The sequence below is a fragment of the Phreatobacter sp. genome (assembly GCF_016793595.1).
In the GTDB taxonomy this organism is placed as follows: Bacteria; Pseudomonadota; Alphaproteobacteria; order Rhizobiales; family Phreatobacteraceae; genus Phreatobacter.
Window position 1 is genome coordinate 127,025 of sequence record NZ_JAEULY010000014.1, and the last position, 21,008, is coordinate 148,032.

Here is a 21,008-nt window from a genome sequence, read left to right on the forward strand (position 1 = left end):
GCCCACATGACATCAGAGAGGCCCGTGACATGGTTCCCGGCCGCGCAACCGTGCTCCCAGCTTGAGGCAAGGACGGCGAGGTCAGCGAGGGTCGTGACGGGCGTCCGGCCTCACCGCCCTACTTCCTCTTCGCCTCGATCACGTCCCAGATCTTCGCGGCGATATCCGGCCCGCCGAGCCTGCGGATAGCGCGGATGCCGGTCGGTGCCGTCACGTTGATCTCGGTGAGGTTGCCGCCGATCACGTCGATGCCGGCGATGATGATGCCGCGCTCGCGCAGCGCCGGGCCGATGGTCTCGCAGATCTCCCTCTCGCGCGGCGTGAGTTGCGTCGTTTCGGCCGCGCCGCCGCGCACCATGTTGGAGCGCAGGTCGTCCGCGGCCGGCACGCGGTTCACTGCGCCCGCGAACTCGCCATCCACGAGGATGATGCGTTTGTCGCCGTCGCGCACCGCCGGCAGGTAGTGCTGGATCACCCAGGGCTCGCGGGTCAGCGCCGCGAACGTGTCGAGGAAGGAGCCGAAATTCTCGTCGTCCTTGCGGATACGGAAGACGCCTGCGCCGCCATGGCCGTAGAGCGGTTTCATGACAATGTCGCCCATGTCCTTCCGAAACGTGCGGATCGCGTCGAAGTCGCGGGTGATGAGCGTCGCCGGCATCAGCTGCGGGAACAGCGTGACGAAGACCTTTTCCGGCGCGTTACGAACGTGGAAGGGGTCGTTGACGACCAACGTCTGCGGGTGCACGCGCTCGAGAAAATGCGTCGCGGTGATGTAGTGCAGGTCGAAGGGTGGGTCCTGCCGCATCAGGACCACGTCGAAGCTCGACAGCGGCACGCGCGCGCCCTCGCCGAGGGTGAAATGGTCGCCCTCGGTGTCGCGCACGGCAAGCGGGTGGGCGAGCGTGCTGGGCACGCCGTCGCGCATGGCGAGCTTGTCGGGGTGGTAGTAGTGAAGGTCGTGGCCGCGCGCCTGGGCTTCCAGCATCAGCGCGAAGCCGGAATCGCCGGCGATCCTGATCGATGCCATCGGATCGGTCTGCACCGCCACCTTCAGGCGCGCCCTGCCGCCGATATGGGGGGCGGCTGCTCCGGCCTTGTCGCTCATGCGGTGTTCCTTTCAGGCATCGGCGTCGAATGCACCCTGTATATGGCGCGGCCAGTGGCCTTTCGATACCAGCATCAGATCGTAGCGCCTATCGCCGGCCGCATGGCGGGGATGCCGCGCGCACCAGAACTCGGCGGCCTGCGTGATCCGGCGGCGTTGCGCCGCCGTCAGCGCGATCTCGGCTGCCGCGAGGTCGCTGCGCGCCTTGACCTCGACGAAGACGAGGGTACGGCCGCGTTTCGCCACCAGATCGATCTCGGCACCGGGCGCGCGCCAGCGTCGGGCGAGGATCCGGTAACCCTTGGCGACGAGCACGATCAGCGCGGCGGTTTCAGCCAGCCGTCCGCGTCCCCAGGCGGCAGTGCGACGCGGATCGGCCTCGCGGCGCGCCACGGTCAATCCTTCGCGAGGGCCAGCGCCCGCTGATAGACGTCGCGGCGCGGCAGGCCCGTGGCCTCGGCGATGCGCGCGGCTGCGTCCTTCACCGAGCCTTCGGCGAGGGCCTGGCGCAGCAGGGCATCGACATCCGCCGCCTCGGGAGCGGCGACCGGGCCAGGCGGGCCGATGACAAGGACGATCTCGCCGCGTGGCTCGCCGGCCTCGGCATAGTGGCCGGCAAGATCAGCGAGCGAGCCGCGCCTGACTTCCTCGTGAGCCTTGGTCAGTTCTCGGCAGACAGCTGCCGCGCGAGGCCCCAGTTCGACGGCGAGATCGGCCAGCGATGCGGCGAGGCGTGGGCCGGTCTCGAAGAAGACGAGCGAACCGGGAACAGCGGCTAGAGTCTTCGCCCGCTGGCGACGGGCGACCGTCTTCGCGGGCAGGAAGCCGTCGAAGAAGAAGGCGTCGGTCGGCAGGCCCGCCGCAACGAGGGCCGCGAGCGGCGCGGAAGGACCGGGTACGGGGATGACGGGATGGCCGGCCTCGCGCGCGGCCTCCACCAGCTTGAAGCCAGGATCGGAGACCAGCGGTGTTCCGGCATCCGAGACCAGCGCCAGCGCCTCGCCGGCGGCGAGCCTTGCGAGCAGCTTCGGGCGCATCTCCGCGGCATTGTGCTCGTGATAGGGCGCAAGCCTGGTCACGAGGCCGAAATGGTCGATGAGGCGGCGCGTGACGCGGCTGTCTTCGCAGGCGACGAGGTCGGCCGCCGCCAGTGTCTCGATCGCCCGGATGGTGATGTCGCGCAGGTTGCCGATCGGCGTCGCGACGATGTGGAGGCCAGGCTCCAGCGGGCGGGCAAGGAAATCCTTGCCGCCGATCAGGTATCGGCGGCTGGACGGGACGGGGGCTTGAGGGGCGGTCATCAGGGGTACTCTCTCGCGCGGACACTATGGCCTTGTGCCGGGTCACGTCCATCGCCCGGCGGCTTGTCAGCGGTCGCACCTGTTGCTGATTCGCCACGTAGAATCGGTGCATGCTGTTTGACCCGGCCCCTGCCTCGCGGCTATGCCGGTGCAGGGGGCGTTCAGCGCATGTGGAGGCCAGCAGTGGTGACGACAACGGCGAAGCGGGGCGAAAATCCGGCGCAGGCGCGTTTCTTCGGGCTGCCCGGCCTCCGGATGGCCGAGGCTCTGCCACGGCGAGAGTTCATGCTCGGCGCGGCGTCGCTGACGCTGGCTGCCTGCTCCGGCGCCAATATTTCAGGCCCGGGCGGGCCAGTGGCGACCGGGCCCGCGCCGACGGCGCCGGCCGCGCCCGGTTCGACCATCGGCGCGGGCTCGGTGAAGATCGCGCTGCTGCTGCCGCTGTCCGCCGGCGGGGCCGCCGGCAATACGGCGGCGGTGTTGCGCAACGCGGCCGAGATGGCCGTGGCGGAGTTCCAGGGCCCGGACATCACCATTCTGGTCAAGGATGACGGCGGTTCGGCCGCCGGCGCTCAGGCGGCCGCGCAGGCGGCCATTTCGGAAGGCGCGGAGATGATCCTCGGACCGCTCCTGGCCGAATCCGTCCGGGGCGCCGCAGCCGTCGCGCGCCCCGCCGGCAAGCCGATCATCGCCTATTCGACCGATACCAGCGTCGCGACGCGCGGCGTCTACCTGATGAGCTTCACGCCGCAGAACACGGTCGACCGCGTCGTCCAGTACGCGGCCCAGCAGGGCAAGCGCTCCTATGCCGCCTTCGTACCGAACTCGGCCTTCGGGCAGGTGGTTCAGGGCGCGTTCCAGGAGGCGGTCAGCCGCTCCGGGGGGCGGGTCGTCGCGATCGAGACTTTCCCGCTGGAGGCCAACGGCGTGACCTCGGCGGCCTCGCGGCTGTCCGGTATCGCCGGCCAGATCGATGCCATCTTCGTGCCCGATCCCTATGACGGCACGGCTGTTCGCGCGCTGTCCTCGGCCGGTATCGATACGCGCCGCGTCCAGGTGCTGGGCGTCGGGCCGTGGGTCGGCAATCGCGCCGCCGCGCAGGCCGCGCCGACCGCCGTCTATGCCGCGCCGGACGAGGCGGGCTTCCAGAATTTCGCCGGCCGCTACCGTGCCCGCTTCAATCAGGATCCGGCGCGCATCGCCTCGCTGACCTATGATTCCGTGTCGCTGATCGCCGCCCTCGTTCGCACGCAGGGCTCGCAGCGCTTCTCGGAAACCGTGCTCACCAATGCCTCCGGCTTCAACGGCGTCGATGGCCTGTTCCGCTTCCGGGCCGATGGCTCGCCGCAGCGCGGCCTTGCCATCATCCAGGCGGGCGGCCGCGTGGTCAGCCCGGCGCCGCGCAGCTTCGGCGCCAGCGCCTGACGGTCTCTCTCCGGGATGGAATGATCGAGGCCGGCCGTCGCGCCGGCCTTGTCATTTGCAACGGTCAGCCAAGGCCGAACCGGATCGCGACGCCGAGCGTCGCCATCAGGCCGACGAGCGGCACCACGCCCACCCGGAAGCGGAAGGCCGCGACGAAGGCGATGATCGCAAGTGCCGCCGCCTTCCAGTCCAGCGCCGCGATGTCGATGCGCGGCAGGCTGGCAGGCCCGAACGTGATGCTGCCGACGTTCCCGAAGAAGACGTGGAGCGCGAACCAGACCGCGAGATAGAGAATGACGCCGACGACGGCCGCGGTGATGCCCTGCAGGGCGCCCGCGAGGCGGCTGTTGGCGCGCAGGTCTTCCATGTAGGGCGCACCGGCGAAGATCCAGAGGAACGACGGCGCGAAGGTGACCCATGTCGTCATCGCTGCGCCGAGTATGGCCGCGATCATCGGCGTGAACGGCTCGGGCATGCGCCAGCCGGCGAGGAAGCCGACGAACTGCGTGACCAGAATGGTCGGTCCCGGGGTTGTTTCCGCGAGGCCGAGCCCATCGACCATTTCGGCGGCGGTCAGCCAGCCCTTCTGCTCGACCGCGGACTGCGCCAGCCAGACGAGCAGGGCATAGGCGCCGCCGAAGGTCAGCATGGCGAGTTGCGAGAAGAAGATGCCGATCTCCGTCAGCAGGTGACGCGGTCCGAGAAGCAGCGCGGCCAGAACGACCGGCGCCCACCAGATCGCCGACCAGACCAGGATGGTGCGCAATGTCACGGCGAGGCGGCCCGGCCGGGCGGGCGCGAGCGGCTCGGTCGCGGCCGGCATGCTGACGAGCAGCGCGCCCGCAAGCGCCGCGAGCACGACGATGGCGGGGTAAGGCACCTTGAACAGGAAGATCGCCAGAAAGGCGGCCGCCATGATGGCGTAGAGCGCCGCCGTGTGGCCGACGCGCTTGCCCATCTTGATCACGGCCTGCACGACGATGACCAGCACGGCCGCCTTGATGCCGAAGAAGATGCCGTCCACGAGGGGGACGCCGCGCGCCGTGACGTAGAGTATCGACAGGCCGAGCACGACCAGCGCGCCGGGGACAACGAAGAGCAGGCCGGCGACGAGACCACCGCGCAGACCGTGCATGAGCCAGCCGATATAGGTGGCAAGCTGCTGCGCCTCGGGGCCCGGCAGCAGGGTGCAGTAGCTCAGTGCATGGAGAAAGCGCTTCTCGTCCAGCCACTTCTTCTCGTCGACGACCATGGTGTGCAGCATGGCGATCTGCCCGGCGGCGCCGCCGAAGGAGAACAGCCCGACCTTGATCCAGACGGCGAGCGCCTCCGAGAAGGGAACTTCCGGGAGCGCGGCAACTCGGGTGTCGGCGGCGGTCATGCGCGGTTCGTCCAGGAATGGGTTTCGCTGCGAGCAGTGGCGATCCATGCGTAAAGCCCATCCAGCATGACAAAGCCATGACGCAGCATGGCCTGATCGTCGTCGCCGGCGAGCGCCGACAGCCCGAGCGAGGCCGCGAGATAGCCGGCCGCCTGACGGCTCGACGCGAGATCGTCGGTATCGGCGGCGCGCACGATGACGGCAAGCTCTGCCAGCGGCGCGAACCCGGCAAGACCGGTGGCGTCCAGCAAGGTGTCGAACGAGCAGCGTGGGCCGTCATGTTCGATCGGCGCGCCCGGCGTATCGAAGGCGATGCCGCCGGTGTCGGCGGCAACGGCGAGAACCTGATCAGGTTCGACGAAGAGGATGCGGGCCTCGGGGTCGAGGAACCGGCGGATCAGCCAGGGGCAGGCGACACGGTCGATCTTGGGCCTGCGGCGCGTCACCCAGACGCGGGCGGGGCCGCCATAGGCGTCCGCCGCGGTGCGGGGCAGCGTCGGATGACCGGCGGCCGCCCAGCCGAGCGATCCGCCAGCGAGGAAGGAGGCGGGGATGCCGCGTGCCCGCAACTCGGCGACGGTGCGCTGGCTGCGGTTGTGGCCAGCCTTGCAGGTGATCACGACCGGTCGGAATGGGTCAATGAGCGCTGCCACGGCGGCTCCGGAACCGTCCGCTGTCCAGCGGGTGGCGGGAAGGTCGGGCTGACCCGCGCGGATGTCGGCGGCGCGCACGTCGATGACCTGAGGCCAGCGCGGGCCTCCGAGCAGGCGTGCCAGTTCGTCGGGCGACAGGGCAAAGGGGACTGGATCGGCGTTGTCAGACAAGCAAGCCTCCACCGGGAAACCGGTTGGAGACGGTGCTTGGGTGGCCCTGGATGGCCACCTGACGGGGCGACCGCCGCAGGCCCCGTTGGGCATCAGATTGCCGCCGGCTTCCGCCCTTTGCAAGAGGCCCGCACGGCTCCCATGCGGCCGATGGCAGCCGTTCCGCCGCCAAATCGGCTAGACAGCCCGAACAGGGACAGGAGGATCGACCGTCGTGGACCAGAGCCGCAACGCGGCCGCCGAGCAGGCCCAGCGCTCGCGGCTGAGGGGCATCGGACTGATGTGCGCCGCGCTCGCGTGCTTTGCCTGCCTCGACGCGCTCGGCAAATGGCTCGGCACGCAGATGGACCCGATGCAGGTGGTCTGGACGCGCTACTGTTCGGCTCTTGTCGTGGCGCTCATCATCTTCAATCCGCTGCGCAATCCAAGCGTGCTTGTCACCCAGCGCCCGTGGATCCAGGCGATCCGGTCGGCGCTGCTCTTCTGCTCCACGGCCTTCAACTTCATCGCGCTGCAGTTCCTCCAGCTCGACCAGACCGCCGCGATCATGTTCGCCACGCCCTTCCTCGTGGCGATCCTCTCCGGCCCCTTCCTCGGCGAGTGGATCGGCCCCCGGCGCTGGGCGGCGGTCGTGGTCGGATTCCTGGGCGTGCTGGTGATCACCCGGCCGTGGAGCGGCGCGATGCACTGGTCGATGGGCCTGTCGATGGCCGGCGCCGGTTTCTACGCGATCTACAACCTGCTGACGCGCATGCTGGCGGGCCATGATTCCGCCGGCACCACATCGATCTACTCGGTCGCTTTCGGAGCAGTCGTGGCGACGGCCCTCGTGCCGCTGGTCTGGACCACGCCGCAGAGCCTGTGGGTGGTCGCGGGAATGGTGGCGATCGGCGTCTTCGGCGCCGTCGGGCACTGGCTGCTGATCATCGCCCACGGGCTGGCCCCGGCCGGCATCCTCGCGCCGTTCATCTACACGCAGATTGTCTGGATGACGGCTCTCGGCTGGCTCGCCTTCGCGCAGGTGCCGGCGCCCAACACCCTTGCCGGCGCCGCCATCGTCATCGCCTCGGGCCTGTACCTGCTGTACCGCGAGAGGGTGGTTCGCCACACCCGCTGAGCGGTGCCGCACATTATGCGGCGTTTTGTCGCATATGGACATGACCTGATGAGCGTGAGGATGCCGCGCGAGCGCCTCCAGCCCTTCCGGCGGAAGCCGCGACAGCCGCGGGAGTGCCGATCATGTCGACGGATGCGGGGCAGTCGGGCGATCTCTTCATCGTCGATGACGATGCGCCGGTGAGGGATGCCATGGCCGTGGCCTTCGAGCGGTGCGGCTATCGTGTTTCCATGTTCGTCGACGGCCCGTCCGTGCTGCAGGCTCTGGTGCAGCGGCAGCCCGATCTGATCCTGCTGGAATCCCATCTGCCGGGGCCGAGCGGCCTCGACGTGCTGCGCCAGCTCGCCAGCCGCAAATTTCACGGTCCCGTGGTGATCATCTCGGCCCACGCGGACATCCCCATGGCGGTCGAAGCGATCAAGTCTGGCGCGGCCGACGTGATCGAGAAACCCTGCGATATGGGGCGCCTCGTGGCGCAGGTCGGCGCGACGCTGTCCGCGCATGTGAAACGGCGGGCGGAGCGGTCCGACCCGGTTGCCGCTCTCGGCCCTGACGGGGCCAGCCTGCTCACCCCGCGCGAGCGGGATGTCTTGCATGAGCTCGTCCGCGGCGCTTCCAACAAGGAGGCTGGCCGCAGTCTCGGCATCTCTCCCCGGACGATCGAGGTGCATCGCGCCCGCATCATGGAGAAGCTCGGCGCGAAGAATGCCGCGGACCTCGTCCGGGTGATCTACGACGAGCGGCGGCTCGGCATGCGGTGAGACGTCGCGCCGGGGCCTTCTGTCGAAAGGACCCTTGATGCCGCCCCGATCAAGGCCTTTACTGCCGTCTTGAAGGCGAACGACCCGGATGTGTGGGGCCGTTCGCGGGTTGGTGCATCTGCATTCCCGCGAAGCGAGAGGCCGGCCATGTTTTCAGATGAAGCCACTGCCCCCGACCGCCCCAATCCCGGCGAAATCCTGTCCGAGGAGCCCGTCATCTATGCGCGCATCCATGATGGCGTGCTGGAGGTGGTCACCGACCGCCTGACGCTGCGCTCGCGAAGTGGCGCGCTCGTGCCGATCGAGGATCATATCCGCGAGCTTTTTGCGCGCGTGCGCGAGATCCGCGTCATGACCCTCGAGGAAGCGCCCTGGCTTCTGTCCAAGCATGTCATCGCCCCGCCGATGCAGCGGGCCGCCTGACGGCGCTTTTTCGGCCGCAATCATCATCCATTCATCTGTGCCATGCGATGGCCTGCACATAGCTGCGTGCCTATTGTCGCAGTTCCCTTCTCTCCGCAGAGGCAGACCGACCCGCATGTTCCCGAAGCCGCTCGCCAGCCTGAAGCCGAATACTGCCGCCTATGAATCCCTGCCCATGGTGAAGCCGACGGGCTTCCGCGAATACGACGCCCGGTGGTTCTTCGGCGAGGAACTGAACCTGATGGGCGTGCAGGCGGTGGGCATGGGCCTCGGCACCCTGATCGGCCGGATGGGCGTGAAGCGCGAGATCGTCGTCGGTCACGATTTCCGCGGCTACTCGTCCTCGATCAAGATGGCGCTGGTGACCGGCCTGATGGCCGCCGGCTGCAAGGTGCGCGACATCGGCCTCGCCATGTCGCCCATGGCCTATTTCGCCCAGTTCGAGCTCGACGTGCCCTGCGTCGCCATGGTCACCGCCAGCCATAACGACAATGGCTGGACCGGCGTGAAGATGGGCGCGCAGCGGCCCGTGACCTTCGGCCCCGACGAGATGGGCGCGCTGAAGAAGATCGTGCTGGAAGCCGATTTCGACCTGATCGGTGGCGGCTCCTACCTCTTCGTCGAGGATTTCGCCGCCCGCTATATCCGTGATCTGACCGATCGCCCGAAGGTGACGCGCAAGCTGCGCGTCATCGCCGCCTGCGGCAACGGCACGGCCGGGGCCTTCGCGCCCCAGATCCTGGAAAAGCTCGGCGTCGAGGTCATCCCGCTGGACGCGGAGCTCGACCATTCCTTCCCGCGCTACAACCCGAACCCCGAAGACATGAAGATGCTCCACGCCATGGCGGATGCCGTAAAGGAGCATGGAGCCGACGTGGCGCTCGGCTTCGACGGCGACGGCGACCGCTGCGGCGTGGTCGACAACCATGGCGAGGAGATTTTCGCCGACAAGATCGGCGTCATGCTGGCGCGCGACCTCTGCAAGGTGCACGGACCCTCGCGGTTCGTCGTCGATGTGAAGTCCACGGGACTGTTCGACTCCGATCCGGAGCTGAAGCGGCTCGGCGCGACGACCGACTACTGGAAGACCGGCCACTCCTACATCAAGCGGCGGGTGCGCGACCTCAACGCGCTCGCGGGCTTCGAGAAGTCCGGCCACTTCTTCTTCAACGCGCCGGTCGGTCGCGGCTACGACGATGGCCTCGTCACGGCCATCGCGGTCATCGACATGCTCGACCGCAATCCGACCAAGACCATGGCCGACCTCTATGCCGAGGTGCCGAAGACCTGGGGCTCGCCGACCATGGCGCCGAAATGCGCCGACGAGATCAAGTACGAGGTGGTGGATCGCGTCGTGAAGCGCTTCGAGGAGATGAAGTCGAAGGGCGAGCCTGTCGCCGGCCAGCCGATTGCCTCGCTCGTCACCGTCAACGGCGTGCGCGTCACGACGCCGGACGGCACCTGGGGCCTCGTGCGCGCCTCTTCCAACAAGCCGGAACTGGTCGTCGTGGTCGAGAGCCCCGTCTCGGAGGCCCGCATGCGCGAGATGTTCCACGCGATGGACGGCGTGCTGCGCGAGAACCCGGAAGTCGGCAAGTACAACCAGACGATCTGACGAGGTCACAACGGCGGGCAATTGCAGTGCCCGCCGGCGCTTCTTCACCGGTCGTTAACCATCGCGTGCCAGCCTCGCCCTACCAAGATCGAGGGGGCATCACGTGGCTCAGGCGGCCGTCGTCAGCCAGGACATCCGGGATCAGAGCATGCCGCGCCCGAACGGCATGAGCGAACTGGAACTGCTGCGCACCATCACCGGCGGCTTCGCCTCGTTCGGCAGTGCCGTACGCGTCGCGGCGCTGACCGACGCGCAGAAGTCGCGGGTTCTCGCGCACCTCGCCGAGGCCTCGACCGCCATGATGCAGGCGACCAACGCCTATCTGTTCGAGCTCGGGCAGGCGCGCAAGCAGGACGCGGCTGCGTCCAAGGCCCCAGCGGATGCCGAGGAGGCGCGGGCCGGCGCCGTCGGCGCGCAAGCCGTTGCTGCTGCCCTTCTTGTTGCCGGCTAATCGAATCTCTCCCGCCGTCACCATTCCGTCGCTGATCCGTCATCGGCCCGTCGGCTCGCTGCGGCACGAGGTCCGATGACGCGCGCTGCCAGGATTCGCTAGGCTCGCGCTCCGGGGGTCCCGATGGTCGAGCCGACCGCAAACAGCGCCAATCCGTTCGCGCGCCACTTCAATCCCGCGCTCTGGGCCGACCAGAGCCGCAAGATCATTCCGATGATGCGGGCCTATGGCGGCATCCTGCCGCGCGATGCCCGGGCGGCGGCATCGCAAACGCTTGGCCGGCTCGGCACGCTGGAGGTTCGCCTTGCAGCGAATGCCGCCGAGGTGCGCCGAGCCCAGAAGCTGCGCTGGCGCGTCTTCTACGAGGAGATGCGCGCAATCGCCGATGGTCCGTCGCGCCTCGCCCGCCGCGACATCGACGCTTTCGACGCGATCTGCGACCATCTCGTCGTCATCGACCATGCGGTCATCGAAAAGCCGGCCCTCGGCGCGCCGCGTCCGGCCATCGTCGGCACCTACCGGCTGCTGCGGCAGGAGATCGCCGACCGCAACGGCGGTTTCTACACGGCTTCCGAGTTCGACATTTCCGACCTGCTCGCCCGCCATCGCGGCAAGCGCTTCCTCGAGCTCGGCCGCTCCTGCGTGTTGCCCCCCTACCGCAACAAGCGGACCGTGGAACTGCTCTGGCACGGCATCTGGACCTATGTCCTGGCGCACCGCATCGACGTGATGTTCGGCTGCGCCAGTCTCGAAGGCATCGAGCCGAAAGCGCTGTCGCTGGAACTGTCGTTCCTGCACCATCACGCAAAAGCCCCGGCGGAATGGGCGGCCGGCGCGCTGCCGTCCCGCCATGTCGAGATGGGCCGCCTGTCGAAGGATGCCATCGACATGAAGAAGGCGCTGCATGCGCTGCCGCCCCTCATCAAGGGCTATCTGCGTCTCGGCGCCTATGTCGGCGACGGCGCGGTGGTGGATCGCCAGTTCAACACCACGGACGTACTGATCGTCCTGCCGGTCTCTGCCATCAGCCCCCGCTATATCGGCCATTTCGGCGCGACCGCCGAGCGCCACGCGGCTTAAGGTCCGGCCTGCCCTGCCGTCCGGCCGGCTTTCGCAGGCCCAAGCGGCTGCTATCGTTTCGCCAAGAACGAAACGGAAGCGCCCGCATGCCCCAGACGATTCTTGGACCTCATCTCGCAGCGGACGGGACGGTGGTCGCGACGCCGATGACCCGACGCGTGATGAACCTTGCCGACCTGCTGCACGGCACGGCCCGCCGCCTGCCCGACCGGGCCGCTCTCGTGTGGCGCGGCGAGACCTGGACGTGGGGCGCGATGGCGCGCCGCGTCAGCGCCATCGCGGCGGCGCTGAAGGCACGCGGCGTCGCCAAAGGCGACCGCGTCGTCACGCAGGCGCGCAATTCCAACGCCATGTTCGAGAGCATGTTCGCGGTCTGGATGCTGGGCGCGATCTGGGTGCCGACCAACTTCCGCAACAGCCCGCAGGAGGTCGCCTATATCGCCAAGGCCGCACGGGCGAAGGTGCTGATTTGCGAGAGTGTCTTCGCCGACCATGCGGCGGCGGTCGCGGCGGAGAATGCTGACCTGCAACTGACTATCTCCATCGGCGCTGCCGATTTCGCCGCTGCCGAATGGGAGGGCCTCGTCGCCGAGGGCGCGGCGTTGGCCGGGCCTGTGGTCGCCGCTGTCGAATACGACGATCCCTGCTGGCTCTTCTTCACCTCGGGCACGACCGGCCGGCCGAAGGCGGCCGTGCTGACCCACGGCCAGATGGGCTTCGTCGTCACCAACCATCTCGCCGATCTCGTGCCCGGAACGACCGAGCATGACGCCTCGCTCGTGGTCGCGCCGCTCTCCCATGGCGCAGGCATCCATCAGCTGACGCAGGTGGCGCGCGGCGCGCGGACGGTGCTGCTCTCCACCGAGCGGCTCGACTGCGAGGAGGCGTTCCGCCTGATCGCCGAGCACCGCGTCACCAACATGTTCACCGTGCCGACGATCCTGACCATGCTGGCGAGCCACGAGGCAGCCGGCCGTCACGATCATTCCAGCCTGAAGCACGTCATCTATGCGGGATCGCCGATGTATCGCGCCGACCAGCAGATGGCGCTGGGTACGCTCGGCAAGTGCATCGTGCAGTATTTCGGCCTTGGCGAGGTGACCGGCAACATCACGGTCTTCCCCGCGCGGGAGCACGATGCCGACGACGGCGTGCAGGGGCGGATCGGCACCTGCGGCTTTCCGCGCACGGCCATGGACGTGCGCATCCTCGACGATGTGGGGCACAATCTCGCGGCCGGCGAGACGGGCGAGATCTGCGTCGCGGGGCCAGCGGTCTTCGCGGGCTATTTCGACAACCCGGAAGCCAATGCCAAATCGTTCCGCGACGGTTTCTTCCGTACCGGCGATCTCGGCCACAAGGACGCCGAGGGCTACGTCTACATCACGGGACGAGCCTCCGACATGTACATATCCGGCGGCTCCAACGTCTATCCGCGCGAGATCGAGGAGGTGATCCTCACCCATCCGGCGGTGGCCGAGGTCGCGGTGCTCGGCGTGCCCGACCGGCGCTGGGGCGAGGCGGGGGTCGCCGTGCTGGTGGCTCGCGCCGGGGCGACCGTCGCCGAAGGGGACATCCTCAAGCTCCTCGATGGCAAGCTCGCGCGCTACAAGATGCCACGGCAGGTCTTCGTCTGGGAGGAGCTGCCGAAATCGGGCTACGGCAAGGTGCCGAAGAAGCTCATCCGCGAGATGCTGATCGAGAAGGGGCTGGTGAGCGGGGAGGGGTGATTCAGACCGCCTGTCCCGCTGCCCAGCCCGATGACCAGGCCCACTGGAAATTGTAGCCGCCGAGCCAGCCGGTCACGTCCACCGCCTCGCCGATGAAGTGCAGGCCCGGCACGGCCTTCGCAGCCATGGTCTGCTGGTCGAGGCCGGCCGTGTCGATGCCGCCCAGCGTCACTTCGGCCGTGCGATAGCCCTCCGAACCGTTGGGGCGGATGCGCCAGCCATTCACGGCGGCATCGATCCGCGCGAGCACCTTGTCGGAACAGTCGGCGAGATTGCCTGATACGCCAACCGCTTCGGTGATGGCCTGCGCGAGCCGTTTGGGCAGGATTTCCGCCAGAACGGTCTGCGCCGCCTGCCGGCCGTTGCGGGCGCGGGCTGCCTTGAGCTGCTCCAGCACGTTCACATCGGGAGTCAGCGACACGACGATGTCGTCGCCCTCGCGCCAGTAGCTGGATATCTGGAGGATCGCGGGGCCGGACAGTCCGCGATGGGTGAACAGCACGGCCTCGCGGAAACGGGTCTTGCCGTGACCGGCGACGGCCTCATCGACCGCGACACCGGCGAGCGGCGTCATCAGCGCCAGCATATCGGGGGCGAAGGTCAGTGGCACCAAAGCGGGCCGCGGCGCGACGATGTTCAGACCGAAACGCTCGGCGACGTCGTAGGCAAAGCCGGTCGCTCCCATTTTCGGGATCGACTTGCCGCCGGAGGCGATGACGAGCGAGCGGCAAGAGATGCTTCCCGACGACAGCCGCACCGCAAAGCCGTTGTCCGTCTTCTCGATATTCTCGACGGCGGTCTCCACGCGCAGCCGCGCGCCGGCCCGGTCCATTTCATCAAGCAGCATGTCGATGATCTGGCGCGAGGAGCCGTCGCAGAACAGCTGACCGAGCGTCTTCTCGTGCCAGGCGATGCGGTGGCGGTCGACGAGCGCGATGAAATCGCGCTGTGTGTAACGGGCGAGCGCCGAGATCGCGAAGCGCGGGTTGTCAGACAGGAAGTTCTTCGGTCCTGCGCCGCGATTGGTGAAGTTGCAGCGCCCGCCGCCGGAAATGCGGATCTTCTCGCCGGGTGCGCGCGCGTGATCGACCACCAGCACCGACCGGCCGCGCTTGCCGGCCTCGATGGCGCACATCATGCCGGCCGCGCCGGCGCCGACGATCAGGACGTCGAGAGCTTCAGGCCGTGCCACTCAGCGCGCATCCGCCTTGCCCGCACCGTCCGACGGCGGCTCATCGCCGCGCTTCAGGTAGGGATAGCGGTCGGCGAATTCGCCGGTGTAACCGAGGTTTCGGGCGGTCGGCGAGCGCTGGAGCGTCTTCTTGTCGACGATGCGGGTGCCGAACAGACGGTCGGCGATGGCGGTGGTGATGCCGTAGTTGCGGTTCTCGTCGATATAGTGATGCAGCGCATGCTCCTGCCGGCGCGTGGTGAAGTAGCGCGAGCGCGTCTCGCCATCCATGTGGCAGGCAAAATGGACGATCTCGTAGAAGGCGAAAAGTCCGAACGAGATCGCGACGATGGGCGCGAGCGGCGTCAGCCCCAGCAGCCAGGCAAGACCGGTCAGCACGGCCACCAGCAGAACGACGGTCGCGGGGTGGGCGAGGATCACCCGGGTATCCTTCGGGTCCATGTGGTGGGCGTAGTGGACGCGGTTCCAGAACTGCGCGGTCGGCGAGGTCTTGGCGAGTTCCAAGAGGTGCAGCACGTATTTGTGGGTGATGAATTCCACGACGGGCAGCAGCGCGATGCCGATGGCGACCGATGCCAGCGTCCAGAGGATGCCGGCAGTGAACAGGGCATAGACGAAGAAGATGGCGGACAGGCCGGAATAGAGGATCACCGCGAGGCGCGCGTCGGGGTGGCGCATGACGGCGAGCGCATCGGCGAGAATGGCGCGGGCTTCAGCAATCGGGTTCATGCCGGGGCGCTCGTCGGACGGTTGAGGAAACAGCGTCCATGTAGCCCGCCGGGGCTTGCGGCGAAACCCCGGACCTGAAGATTGGAGCGCTTCCAGTGCGCGACATGCGTTCGCGCCCGCGCCTTCTCAGCGGGGCGTCGTGGGTCTCGCCGTCGCGAGCCAGTCCGCAATGTCGCCCTTCTCCTGCGCCTCCGTTCGGTCGAAGTGCCGGGTACGCTGGCGCTCGAACGCGAAGGTGTAGCGTCGCGCGAGCGCGGGACGATCGGTCGCCTCCTGCAGCCGGCCATTGGCGAGCCGATGGAAGCGCGCCTGGAACGAGATGCCGGCCACGCCCCGCCGGTTGACGCTGTCGACGAAGGAGGTGGCGGCGATATCGCAGCCGCGCCTGCCCGCAGGCGCGCGCACGATGCTGGTGTCGCCCCAATCCGAGATGTCGGGGAGCGTGGCGAGCAGCCGCCAGTCGCCATCGAAGACGCGGATGGTCCAGCGGTTGACGCCGAGACCGTTGCCCTGGCCGTTCCAGGCGGCCAGCACGCGTTCCGGCGTGCCGTCGCCGTCGAGATCGACGGTGATGACGTCGAAGCTGCGAAGGCGTCCGGCCATCAGGTCATCGGGCAGAACCTGAAGGTCGCGGCCCGGACGCTCGATGAGGAAGGCGTATTCCGGTGCGTTTTCGGCAAGATCCTCGCCGTCGGGCGGGATCGCCTGGCAGCGCCAGACGGTCGTCTCGCCGAGACGCAGCGAGATGCCCTGCCGGCATTGCACGGGGTTTGCCGGAACCGGCTCCAGCATGGGAGCGCCGAGGCTGGCTCCGGCCGGCGTGGCGGGCCGCACGGCGGCGGCCGGCTGGCAAGCACGCAACTGGGCCATGGCTTCGGCGGGCAGGAAGCCGGCGAGGAGGACGAAAGCCGACAGGGCGGCGCGGCGCGACATGGCTGGGCACTTTCCGGCGAGGGATGATGACGGGCTCATGCTAGGAGCTTCGCCCACAGTGCGGCATTGCTCGGGGTTGCAACTCCTTGCACGCAGCCGGCCGCAGCCGCGCCGGCCCGTCAGCCAGTGCGGGCAGGTCAGAATGCCACGCCCGCGGCTTCCTTCTCGGTCACGCGCAGCGGATCGCCGACCGCGACGCGGCCGCCCTGTGCGACGGCGCAGTAGATGCCGCAATCGGCATGGCCATAGGTACGCATCAGCACGGCGGGGATCATGAGATCTCGTATGGCGGTGGCGGGGTTCACGGTCGTCGCGGCGCAGCGCTCGGTGCGCTTCAGACCTCGCAGAACAGTCTCGCCAATGGAGACACGCTTGCCGACCCAGTCGAATTCGGAGAAGGCCGGCACGCCGTCGACATAGATGTTGGCGCGGAAGCGGACGGGATCGATGGAGACGCCGGTCTCCTGCTCCAGCGCGCGCACGCTGGCGAGATTGATGATCGAGACGAAGCCGGAGCGAGAATCCATGAAGCGGAAGCCGGGCGGCCCCTCCAGCACTTTCGGTGCTCCGGCGAGCTCCCTGGCAAGAAACATGCGGAAGAAGTCCTCGACCGCCGCGCGGCCCGCTTCGGTCGCAAGGTCGGCGCGCACCGTCTCGATGTCGTCCGCGACGATGGACAATTCGCGGGTCACGTCGTCGTAGCGGGTTTTCAGCTTTGCCAGCGCCGCCTGCCGGGCGAGGACGAGGAATTTGTGTTTCGGCTGGTGCTCGGGATTGGCGGCGTCGAAGCCGGAGGGGCCGTTCTCGATGGCGAAGAGCCGGTCGCCGGGGAAGTGCTGGCCCGATGTCAGCAGCGCCTCGGTCAGCGATTCGGCCGAGAGGCCTTTGACGGGGTAGCGGTAGAGGGCGGTGACTGAGGGGGCGGCAAGCGTCATGAACGGACCTTTCGAGCGTCGGATTTGACCTCGCGCAAGGCGGGCGCGGGGTCAAGCGGCGCCCTATGCGACTGTCCGATGCCGTGCTGCAGGACGGCGGCGGACAGCCTGGGCGGGAATCGCGAAACGTCGGCGCTTCGCCCCTTTTCACGAGCCCGTGAGGCACCCATATCTGCGGCGAGCCGGTCGCTTCGGGGCCGGGCCATCCATTCGGTCGGACGTTCCTTTCGGGCTCAGCGGAGACGGGGGAACGGGCAAAGGAGTGACCATATGAATATCGAGAAATATACCGAGCGCTCGCGCGGCTTCATCCAGTCCGCGCAGAATCTGGCGCTCCGTGAAGGGCATCAGCAGTTCCAGCCCGAGCACCTGCTCAAGGTGCTGCTGGACGATCCGGAAGGCCTTGCCTCGGGCCTGATCCGGCAGGCCGGCGGTCAGCCGCAGGTGGCGCTTCAGAAAACAGAAGAAGCGCTCCGCAAGATTCCGAAGGTGCAGGGGTCCGGGGCCGGGCAGGTCTATCTCGCACAGGGCCTGGCGCGCGTTTTCGACGCAGCGGAAAAGGCCGCCGAGAAGTCGGGCGACAGCTTTGTCGCGGCCGAGCGGCTGCTGCTGGCGCTGGCGCTGGAAAAGGACAGCGAGCCGGGCAAGGCGCTGGCTGCGGCCGGCGTCAACGCCCAGAACCTGAACAAGGCGATCGAGGGCCTGCGCAAGGGCCGCACGGCGGATTCGGCTTCCGCCGAGAACGCCTATGACGCCCTGAAGAAATATGCCCGCGACCTGACGGCGGCCGCCCGCGAGGGCAAGCTCGATCCCGTCATCGGCCGCGACGAGGAGATCCGCCGCACCATCCAGGTTCTGTCCCGGCGCACCAAGAACAATCCCGTGCTGATCGGCGAGCCCGGCGTCGGCAAGACCGCGATCGTCGAGGGTCTCGCGCTCCGCGTCATCGACGGCGACGTGCCGGAGAGCCTGAAGGACAAGGCGATCCTCTCGCTCGACATGGGCGCGCTGATCGCCGGCGCGAAATATCGCGGCGAGTTCGAGGAGCGGCTGAAGGCGGTGCTGTCCGAGGTGACCTCGTCGGATGGCGGCATCGTGCTGTTCATCGACGAGATGCACACGCTGGTGGGTGCCGGCAAGGCGGACGGCGCGATGGACGCGTCGAACCTCCTCAAGCCCGCGCTCGCGCGCGGCGAGCTGCACTGCATCGGCGCCACCACGCTCGACGAATATCGCAAGCATGTCGAGAAGGACGCGGCGCTGGCCCGGCGCTTCCAGCCGGTCTTCGTCGACGAGCCCTCCGTGGAGGACACGATCTCGATCCTGCGCGGTCTGAAGGAGAAGTACGAGCAGCACCATCAGGTCAGGATCACCGACGCGGCCATCGTCGCGGCTGCGACCCTGTCGAACCGCTACATCACCGACCGCTTCCTGCCCGACAAGGCGATCGACCTCGTCGACGAGGCCTCCTCGCGCCTGCGCATGCAGGTCGATTCCAAGCCGGAGGAGCTGGACGAGCTCGACCGACGCATCATCCAGCTCAAGATCGAGCAGGAGGCGCTGAAGAAGGAGAGCGATACCGGTTCCAAGGACCGCCTGAAGCGGCTGGAAAAAGACCTGGCCTCGCTTGAGGGGCAGTCTGCCGAGATGACCTCACGCTGGAAGGCGGAGAAGGACAGCCTCGGCCGCGCGGCGGAGATCAAGAAGCAGCTCGACGAGGCGCGCACGGCCCTCGCCAACGCCCAGCGCAAGGGCGACTGGGCCAAGGCCGGCGAGCTCTCCTACGGCACCATTCCGGGGCTGGAGAAGGAGCTGGCATCCGTCGAGGAGAAGAACGAGCAGGCGCTTGTCGAGGAGGCGGTCACCGCCGACCACGTCGCGCAGGTCGTCTCGCGCTGGACCGGCGTGCCCGTCGACAAGATGCTGGAAGGCGAGCGCGACAAGCTGTTGCGCATGGAGGACGAACTGGCGAAGCGCGTCATCGGCCAGGGCGAGGCGGTCAAGGCCGTCTCGACCGCGGTCAGGCGAGCGCGTGCCGGCCTTCAGGACCCCAACCGGCCGATCGGCTCGTTCATGTTCCTTGGCCCCACCGGTGTCGGCAAGACCGAGCTGACCAAGGCGCTTGCCGAGTTCATGTTCGACGACGAGACCGCCATGGTCCGCATCGACATGTCCGAATACATGGAGAAGCACTCGGTCTCGAGGCTTATCGGTGCGCCTCCCGGCTATGTCGGCTATGACGAGGGCGGGGCGCTGACGGAGGCCGTGCGCCGCCGGCCCTATCAGGTCGTGCTGTTCGACGAGATCGAGAAGGCCCATCCGGACGTGTTCAACGTCCTGCTTCAGGTGCTCGACGACGGGCGCCTGACGGACGGGCAGGGCCGCACGGTCGATTTCCGCAACGTGCTGGTGATCATGACCTCGAATCTCGGCTCCGAGCTTCTGGTCATGCAGAACGAGGGCGAGGACGTCGATGCGGTGCGCGGCGGCGTCATGTCCATCGTGCGCGGGCACTTCCGGCCGGAATTCCTGAACCGGATCGACGAGATCATCCTGTTCGGCCGCCTGAAGCGCGAGCAGATGACCTCGATCGTCGAGATCCAGCTGAAGCGGCTGCAGAAGCTGCTCGACGAGCGCAAGATCGCGCTCGACCTCGACCCGAAGGCGAAGCAGTGGCTCGCCGACAAGGGCTATGACCCGGCCTATGGCGCGCGCCCCCTGAAGCGCGTGATCCAGAAGGCGGTGCAGGACCCGCTGGCCGAGAAGATCCTCGGTGGCGAGGTGAAGGACGGCGATCTCGTGAAGGTCACCGCAGGCACCGACCGGCTGATCTTCGAGGCGGGCGCGCAGCGGATGGCGGCGGAATAGCGCCTGGCCTGAAAGCCAATCATGAGAAGGGCCGCCCGATGGGCGGCCCTTTTCGCTTTCCGGAGCTGATCGGGATTGTCGCTGCGGCGACGGCCGACACGATTGCCTCAGTAGCGCGTGGCGATGCCGGGGCCGGTCGAGAACAGGTAATTGGCCCGGACAGTGACGGCATGCGTCTTGGTCGAGACGCGCATGATGTCGAGATTGCCGGAGCCCGCGTCGAAACTGCCATAGTCGGCGTAGTTGTATTCGACGCCGATGGTCCAGTTGCGCGCTACCGCATATTCGACGCCGGCGCCGACCGTCCAGCCGGCGCGCGTGGTCGAATGGCGGAAGCCGCCGACGATGGGCGGGGTGAAATCCTCCAGCGCGAAACGGAAGTGGCCTACGGCCAGGCCGCCCTTCACATAGAACAGCGCGCGGTCGGCGGCGTAGCCGATGCGTCCGGTGAGCGAGCCGAAGACCGGCAGGCGCGTGCGGTACTCGTCGTCGGGCGTGCCGGTGGGTCCGATGAAGAAATGCGACAGGCTCGACAGCGATACCGACGCCTCGAGGCCCGCGACGATATTGCTGCCGACCTGCCAGTTGTAGCCGACCTGCAGGCCGCCGACGACGCCATTGGCTCCGGTGGAGAAGCGGTCGCCGATCGAGTAGCCGATCCAGGGCGTCGCGACGGTGAAGCTGGAGACGCCGAGATAATTGTTCCGGACATTCCCGAAGCCGAGATGACCGCCGACATAGAATCCGGTCCAGGCGAAGCTGGGCGCGGCTGTGACCTGGGCCACGGGCGCGCTGCTCATTCCGATATCCGCAGCCTGCGCTCCCGTGCACATCAGGGTGGCGATGACGGCGCCAAACCAGCGCTTTGCCATGCGGACGACCTCCACAACTCACTCACAAAACAACGGCAACCTTCAGTGATTTGTGCCACGGCGGTCCATGTGTCGCAATGTCGCCGGGGATTTTGGGACGGCCTGGATCGCGTCTGTGGTTTTTCCGTCGCGGGCCTCGAACCTTTTCGGCGGTGGCGGCGACTGATGGAGGACCGGGGCATCGGGCCCCACCTGAGCCTTCATCGGAGACGCGCCATGACCCGCTTCAAGACCCTCGCCCTCGCCGCCGCTGCCGCCGCCACCCT

General features: G+C 67.9%; 20 protein-coding genes. 9 read left to right on the forward strand and 11 right to left on the reverse strand.

Annotated elements, in window-relative coordinates; all coding sequences use genetic code 11:
• Positions 1–118 precede the first annotated feature (118 nt).
• Genes gshB through rsmI form a run of 3 tightly spaced genes read right to left on the reverse strand, consistent with a single transcriptional unit; the run spans position 119 to position 2,406 of the window.
• Complete coding sequence (gene gshB / locus JNK84_RS14890) at positions 119–1,105, reverse strand: glutathione synthase (RefSeq protein ID WP_293425185.1); 987 nt, start codon at positions 1,103–1,105, stop codon at positions 119–121.
• Between the two features lie 12 nt (positions 1,106–1,117).
• On the reverse strand, positions 1,118–1,498 hold the full coding sequence (locus JNK84_RS14895) for a YraN family protein (protein ID WP_293425187.1): 381 nt from the start codon (positions 1,496–1,498) through the stop codon (positions 1,118–1,120).
• Between the two features lie 2 nt (positions 1,499–1,500).
• The gene (rsmI, locus tag JNK84_RS14900; protein WP_293425189.1) at positions 1,501–2,406 is read right to left on the reverse strand and encodes a 16S rRNA (cytidine(1402)-2'-O)-methyltransferase; all 906 of its coding nucleotides are present in this window, start codon (positions 2,404–2,406) and stop codon (positions 1,501–1,503) included.
• Between the two features lie 183 nt (positions 2,407–2,589).
• Here rsmI and JNK84_RS14905 point away from each other — a divergent pair, with 183 nt between their 5' ends.
• Positions 2,590–3,831, forward strand: coding sequence for a penicillin-binding protein activator (locus tag JNK84_RS14905; protein WP_293425191.1), 1,242 nt, complete (start codon positions 2,590–2,592; stop codon positions 3,829–3,831).
• Between the two features lie 64 nt (positions 3,832–3,895).
• On the opposite strand, the gene chrA is transcribed toward JNK84_RS14905, so the two are convergent.
• Both chrA and JNK84_RS14915 read right to left on the reverse strand, forming a co-directional pair.
• Positions 3,896–5,212, reverse strand: a complete 1,317-nt coding sequence (gene chrA / locus JNK84_RS14910) for a chromate efflux transporter (protein WP_293425193.1) — start codon at positions 5,210–5,212, stop codon at positions 3,896–3,898.
• Positions 5,209–6,036 carry a chromate resistance protein ChrB domain-containing protein gene (locus JNK84_RS14915; RefSeq protein ID WP_293425194.1) on the reverse strand — a complete coding sequence of 276 codons (828 nt, stop codon included), beginning with the start codon at positions 6,034–6,036 and terminating at the stop codon, positions 5,209–5,211. Before JNK84_RS14915 ends, chrA begins: the two co-directional genes overlap by 4 nt.
• 214 nt (positions 6,037–6,250) lie before the next feature.
• On the opposite strand from JNK84_RS14915, the gene JNK84_RS14920 reads away from it, so the two are divergent.
• From JNK84_RS14920 to JNK84_RS14950, 7 genes are all read left to right on the forward strand, one after another.
• Entirely contained in the window at positions 6,251–7,153 is a 903-nt protein-coding gene (locus tag JNK84_RS14920; RefSeq protein ID WP_293425196.1) for a DMT family transporter, read from the forward strand.
• A 122-nt stretch (positions 7,154–7,275) separates the two neighbouring features.
• Positions 7,276–7,914, forward strand: a complete 639-nt coding sequence (locus tag JNK84_RS14925) for a response regulator transcription factor (RefSeq protein WP_293425198.1) — start codon at positions 7,276–7,278, stop codon at positions 7,912–7,914.
• 147 nt (positions 7,915–8,061) lie between these two features.
• Positions 8,062–8,337 carry a hypothetical protein gene (locus JNK84_RS14930; protein ID WP_293425199.1) on the forward strand — a complete coding sequence of 92 codons (276 nt, stop codon included), beginning with the start codon at positions 8,062–8,064 and terminating at the stop codon, positions 8,335–8,337.
• Between the two features lie 115 nt (positions 8,338–8,452).
• Positions 8,453–9,952: a phosphomannomutase/phosphoglucomutase gene (locus JNK84_RS14935; protein WP_293425201.1), complete on the forward strand. Its 1,500-nt coding sequence runs from the start codon at positions 8,453–8,455 to the stop codon at positions 9,950–9,952.
• Between the two features lie 148 nt (positions 9,953–10,100).
• Entirely contained in the window at positions 10,101–10,403 is a 303-nt protein-coding gene (locus JNK84_RS14940) for a hypothetical protein (protein ID WP_293425203.1), read from the forward strand.
• Positions 10,404–10,526: 123 nt separating this feature from the next.
• Positions 10,527–11,483 carry a GNAT family N-acetyltransferase gene (locus JNK84_RS14945; RefSeq protein ID WP_441343251.1) on the forward strand — a complete coding sequence of 319 codons (957 nt, stop codon included), beginning with the start codon at positions 10,527–10,529 and terminating at the stop codon, positions 11,481–11,483.
• Between the two features lie 86 nt (positions 11,484–11,569).
• Positions 11,570–13,213: an acyl-CoA synthetase gene (locus tag JNK84_RS14950; protein ID WP_293425205.1), complete on the forward strand. Its 1,644-nt coding sequence runs from the start codon at positions 11,570–11,572 to the stop codon at positions 13,211–13,213.
• A gap of 1 nt (position 13,214) precedes the next feature.
• Here the strand turns inward: JNK84_RS14950 and JNK84_RS14955 are convergent, their stop codons facing one another.
• From JNK84_RS14955 to JNK84_RS14970, 4 genes are all read right to left on the reverse strand, one after another.
• Positions 13,215–14,405, reverse strand: a complete 1,191-nt coding sequence (locus JNK84_RS14955) for an NAD(P)/FAD-dependent oxidoreductase (RefSeq protein ID WP_293425206.1) — start codon at positions 14,403–14,405, stop codon at positions 13,215–13,217.
• Positions 14,406–15,134, reverse strand: a complete 729-nt coding sequence (locus tag JNK84_RS14960) for a sterol desaturase family protein (RefSeq protein WP_293425208.1) — start codon at positions 15,132–15,134, stop codon at positions 14,406–14,408. It abuts the gene before it with no gap.
• Between the two features lie 126 nt (positions 15,135–15,260).
• Entirely contained in the window at positions 15,261–16,067 is an 807-nt protein-coding gene (locus JNK84_RS14965) for a hypothetical protein (protein ID WP_293425210.1), read from the reverse strand.
• Between the two features lie 137 nt (positions 16,068–16,204).
• The gene (locus JNK84_RS14970) at positions 16,205–17,002 is read right to left on the reverse strand and encodes an MOSC domain-containing protein (protein WP_293425212.1); all 798 of its coding nucleotides are present in this window, start codon (positions 17,000–17,002) and stop codon (positions 16,205–16,207) included.
• A 270-nt stretch (positions 17,003–17,272) separates the two neighbouring features.
• Between JNK84_RS14970 and clpB the strand changes: the two genes are divergently transcribed.
• Positions 17,273–19,870 (forward strand): ATP-dependent chaperone ClpB, encoded by a 2,598-nt coding sequence (gene clpB / locus JNK84_RS14975; RefSeq protein WP_293425214.1) that lies wholly within the window; start codon positions 17,273–17,275, stop codon positions 19,868–19,870.
• A gap of 107 nt (positions 19,871–19,977) precedes the next feature.
• Here clpB and JNK84_RS14980 read toward each other — a convergent pair whose 3' ends face one another.
• Positions 19,978–20,670 carry an outer membrane protein gene (locus JNK84_RS14980; RefSeq protein ID WP_293425216.1) on the reverse strand — a complete coding sequence of 231 codons (693 nt, stop codon included), beginning with the start codon at positions 20,668–20,670 and terminating at the stop codon, positions 19,978–19,980.
• Positions 20,671–20,784: 114 nt separating this feature from the next.
• Positions 20,785–21,008: hypothetical protein (locus tag JNK84_RS14985; protein WP_293425218.1), on the reverse strand; the 224-nt coding region annotated here is incomplete at its 5' end.

Bases quoted from the DNA above. Each gene is read 5' to 3' on its own strand.
- JNK84_RS14925 (WP_293425198.1), top strand. From the start codon at position 7,276: ATGTCGACGGATGCGGGGCAGTCGGGCGATCTCTTCATCGTCGATGAC.
- JNK84_RS14945 (WP_441343251.1), top strand. From the start codon at position 10,527: ATGGTCGAGCCGACCGCAAACAGCGCCAATCCGTTCGCGCGCCACTTC.
- JNK84_RS14930 (WP_293425199.1), top strand. From the start codon at position 8,062: ATGTTTTCAGATGAAGCCACTGCCCCCGACCGCCCCAATCCCGGCGAA.
- rsmI (WP_293425189.1), bottom strand. From the start codon at position 2,406: ATGACCGCCCCTCAAGCCCCCGTCCCGTCCAGCCGCCGATACCTGATC.
- JNK84_RS14940 (WP_293425203.1), top strand. From the start codon at position 10,101: ATGCCGCGCCCGAACGGCATGAGCGAACTGGAACTGCTGCGCACCATC.
- JNK84_RS14970 (WP_293425212.1), bottom strand. From the start codon at position 17,002: ATGACGCTTGCCGCCCCCTCAGTCACCGCCCTCTACCGCTACCCCGTC.
- JNK84_RS14980 (WP_293425216.1), bottom strand. From the start codon at position 20,670: ATGAGCAGCGCGCCCGTGGCCCAGGTCACAGCCGCGCCCAGCTTCGCC.
- chrA (WP_293425193.1), bottom strand. From the start codon at position 5,212: ATGACCGCCGCCGACACCCGAGTTGCCGCGCTCCCGGAAGTTCCCTTC.
- gshB (WP_293425185.1), bottom strand. From the start codon at position 1,105: ATGAGCGACAAGGCCGGAGCAGCCGCCCCCCATATCGGCGGCAGGGCG.
- clpB (WP_293425214.1), top strand. From the start codon at position 17,273: ATGAATATCGAGAAATATACCGAGCGCTCGCGCGGCTTCATCCAGTCC.
- JNK84_RS14960 (WP_293425208.1), bottom strand. From the start codon at position 15,134: ATGAACCCGATTGCTGAAGCCCGCGCCATTCTCGCCGATGCGCTCGCC.
- JNK84_RS14935 (WP_293425201.1), top strand. From the start codon at position 8,453: ATGTTCCCGAAGCCGCTCGCCAGCCTGAAGCCGAATACTGCCGCCTAT.
- JNK84_RS14950 (WP_293425205.1), top strand. From the start codon at position 11,570: ATGCCCCAGACGATTCTTGGACCTCATCTCGCAGCGGACGGGACGGTG.
- JNK84_RS14965 (WP_293425210.1), bottom strand. From the start codon at position 16,067: ATGTCGCGCCGCGCCGCCCTGTCGGCTTTCGTCCTCCTCGCCGGCTTC.